General features: G+C 55.4%; 3 protein-coding genes. All 3 read right to left on the bottom strand.

All coding sequences use genetic code 11. The annotated features are described in order from the left end of the window. Positions 1-1,712 (bottom strand): heavy metal translocating P-type ATPase (locus HMPREF3093_RS04000; RefSeq protein ID WP_070755719.1); only part of this gene is annotated, 1,712 nt, incomplete at its 3' end. Positions 1,713-2,011: 299 nt separating this feature from the next. Next, complete coding sequence (locus HMPREF3093_RS03995; RefSeq protein WP_070755718.1) at positions 2,012-2,212, bottom strand: heavy-metal-associated domain-containing protein; 201 nt, start codon at positions 2,210-2,212, stop codon at positions 2,012-2,014. A gap of 20 nt (positions 2,213-2,232) precedes the next feature. Next, positions 2,233-3,019 (bottom strand): HAD-IC family P-type ATPase (locus HMPREF3093_RS03990; RefSeq protein WP_143227650.1); only part of this gene is annotated, 787 nt, incomplete at its 5' end.

Raw genomic sequence — 3,019 nt, 5'->3', positions numbered from 1 at the left:
GTCACTTCAGGCAAAGCCAGCTCCCGCTCACGGGCCCCGGCCACAATGGCTTGACCCAGTGGGTGCTCAGAGTTAACTTCAGCCGCAGCTGCCAAGGCTAGTAACTGATCTGGCGTCCAGCCTGTCAGAGGCAGCACATCGGTCACTTGGGGTTGGCCCTGGGTCAGGGTCCCCGTCTTATCCAAGACTACCGCGTCCACTTGGTGGGCCATTTCCAGGGCGGTCCCGGACTTAATCAGAATGCCCTGCTCGGCCCCCTTACCGGTCCCCACCATAATAGCGGTTGGTGTGGCCAGACCCAGCGCACATGGACAGGCAATCACGAGGACTGCAATGCTAATGGTCAAGGCAAAGGCCCAGGACTGGCCGCCAATCAGGTACCAGGCCAGACCAGCCACTAGAGCCAAGGTCATAACGACCGGCACGAAGACAGCCGAAACCCGGTCAGCCAACTGGGCAATAGGCGCTTTAGAGCCTTGAGCTGCTTGAACTAAATGAATAATCTGCGCCAAGGTGGTGTCTTGGCCCACTTTATTGGTTTCAACAATTAAAGACCCTTGCTGGTTGAGGCTGGCGCCCACCACTTGGTCGCCTACCTTTTTAGCAACCGGCAGGCTCTCACCGGTCAACATGGACTCGTCCACCCAGGATTGGCCTTCAACTACGCGGCCGTCGACCGGAATCTTTTGTCCAGGACGGACCCGAACTAGGTCGCCCACTTGGACTTGGTCCAGTGGCAAGGTCACTTCCTGGCCTTCTCGTAAGACCTGAGCCTCTTGAGGGGCCAGCTTAATCAGGGCCTGAATGGCAGCTGAAGTCTGGCCCTTGGACCGAGCTTCGAAATATTTACCTAGTGTCACCAGGGTCAGGATGACGCCGGCTGACTCATAATAGAGGGACATGGCCGCATGGTGGTTGCCCAACCAGACCTGAATACTACTATAGAGACTATAGGCTACCGCCGCGCTAGTTCCCAGGGCCACCAGAGAATCCATATTAGGATGCCCTTTGACTAAATGCTTAAAGCCATTTAGGAAGAAGGACCGCCCCAGCCAGAGAATGGGCAGGGTCAAGGCCAGCTGCAGACCAACAAAGAGCTGACCACCTCCGCGATGGCTGAGCCAAGTTGGTAGGGTCAGGCCCACCATTTCGGCCATGGCTAGACAGAGCAGTGGCAAGGCGAAAATGGCCGACAGCCAGAAACGACGCCAGAGGGCTGCTTGGTGGCTGGCCTTGGCTTGGGCCGCCTGATCCGCCTCTTGCTGGATTTGGGCCTGGCTGGCACTTGCTTGATCCGTCAATAACTGGGCATGATAGCCAGTTGCTTCCACGGCCTGACTAATTTGCTCTACATCGATGGCGCCAAGTGGATAGGTCACCGTCAAGACTTGGGTGGCAAAATTCACTACGGCTGAGGCCAGACCTGCTAAGCGTCCCACAGCCGCCTCCAAATTGGCAGCACAGGAAGCGCAGGACAGACCAGACACGGCAAAGTTCTGTGTCACCAGGGGCAGGACTAAATTATAACCCGCCGCCTGAACCGCTGCTTGCATGACTAGAGGGCAGACCTCGGCGTCCGCCTCTACGACTACTTTTTCAGTTGCTAAGTTAACATGGGCAGACTGGACGCCTGCCACAGCCTGCAGGGCCACTTCCACTGCATGGGCACAAGAAGCGCAAGACAAGCCTTGAATCGCATATTCTTGTGACATGGTCATCACCTTCCTCAATCCAAATCGTCAAGATTACATCCGTAACTTCTTTTCACAAACCTAGTATAGCATACAAAGTTTCAGATGTAAAAAAAGGAGCCGGAAAACGGCTCCCAACTACTTCATTTGATATTTTTTAGCCCAAGTAAGCCTTCATAGTCCACAAGTGCTTGTCGTAGACAGCTTTCATACCAATCAAGAGGTCTTGGCTGACTTCGTCGATGTCAGAATGGATGGCAGCTTCCCCAACCCCAAGAAAAAGACCAGCCCCATAGAGCTAGTCTTCCTCCTTAACCCAACTACTTAGCAGCCAGGACATATTTAGTTTGCGCCAAGGCTGCTTGTAAGCTGGCTTGGTCTACCTGACCGCTGACGGTCACGCTTTTGCTGGCCAGGTCGGTGCTTACGGCTTGGACGCCGGCTACCTGGCTAAGTAGGTTCTCAATATTCTTGGCACAGCCACCACATTTCATGGCTTCTACTAGATAAGTTTTTTCCATTATAATCTCTCCTTTTACTCTTAAGCCTTAAAACGACGTAGGCGCAAGGCATTGACAATGACTGAGACGGAGCTGAAGCTCATGGCCGCGCCCGCCAACATGGGGTTGAGAAGCGGCCCGCCAAAGAGGTGCAAGACCCCCATGGCTACTGGGATGCCCAGCACATTGTAGGCAAATGCCCAGAATAGGTTCTCTTTAATATTGCGGATGGTGGCCTGACTAAGCTTGATGGCGGTCGCCACGCTGGTCAGGTCAGAGCCCATGAGGACCATGTCGGCCGACTCGATGGCTACGTCCGTTCCCCGGCCAATGGCCAAGCCCACATCTGCCTGAGCCAGGGCAGGCGCATCATTGATGCCGTCCCCTACCATGGCTATCTTGAGTCCCTTAGCCTGCAAATCAGCCACTACCTGGGCCTTGTCCGCAGGCAGAACGTCACTAATAACCTGATCAATGCCAGCTTCCGCAGCCAAAGCTTGCGCCGTCTTGGCATTGTCGCCCGTCAACATAATGACCTGCAAGCCCATGGCCTTGAGGCGGCGGACAGCCTCCGGACTGGTCTCCTTGAGCGGGTCGGCTACCGCAATCAGGCCTAGGAGCTCATGCTCATTGGCCACATAAATTGGCGTCTTGCCCCCAGCCGCCAAAGCCGCCGCCTGGTCTTCTGCCTGACCCAAATCCAGCCCCTGCTCTTGCATGAGCCGTCGGTTGCCCAGGTAATAAGTCGCCTGATCTAGCCGGACTTGAATCCCTGACCCGGTCAGAGATTGGAAGTCAGTCACTTCAGGCAAAGCCAGCTCCCGCTCA

This window comes from Abiotrophia sp. HMSC24B09, assembly GCF_001815865.1.
Lineage (GTDB): Bacteria > Bacillota > Bacilli > Lactobacillales > Aerococcaceae > Abiotrophia.
This window is presented reverse-complemented; position numbering and strand designations above follow the sequence as displayed.

What these genes read in the sequence shown, in the direction of transcription:
- HMPREF3093_RS03995 (WP_070755718.1), bottom strand. Translation starts at nt 2,212, where the DNA reads ATGGAAAAAACTTATCTAGTAGAAGCCATGAAATGTGGTGGCTGTGCC.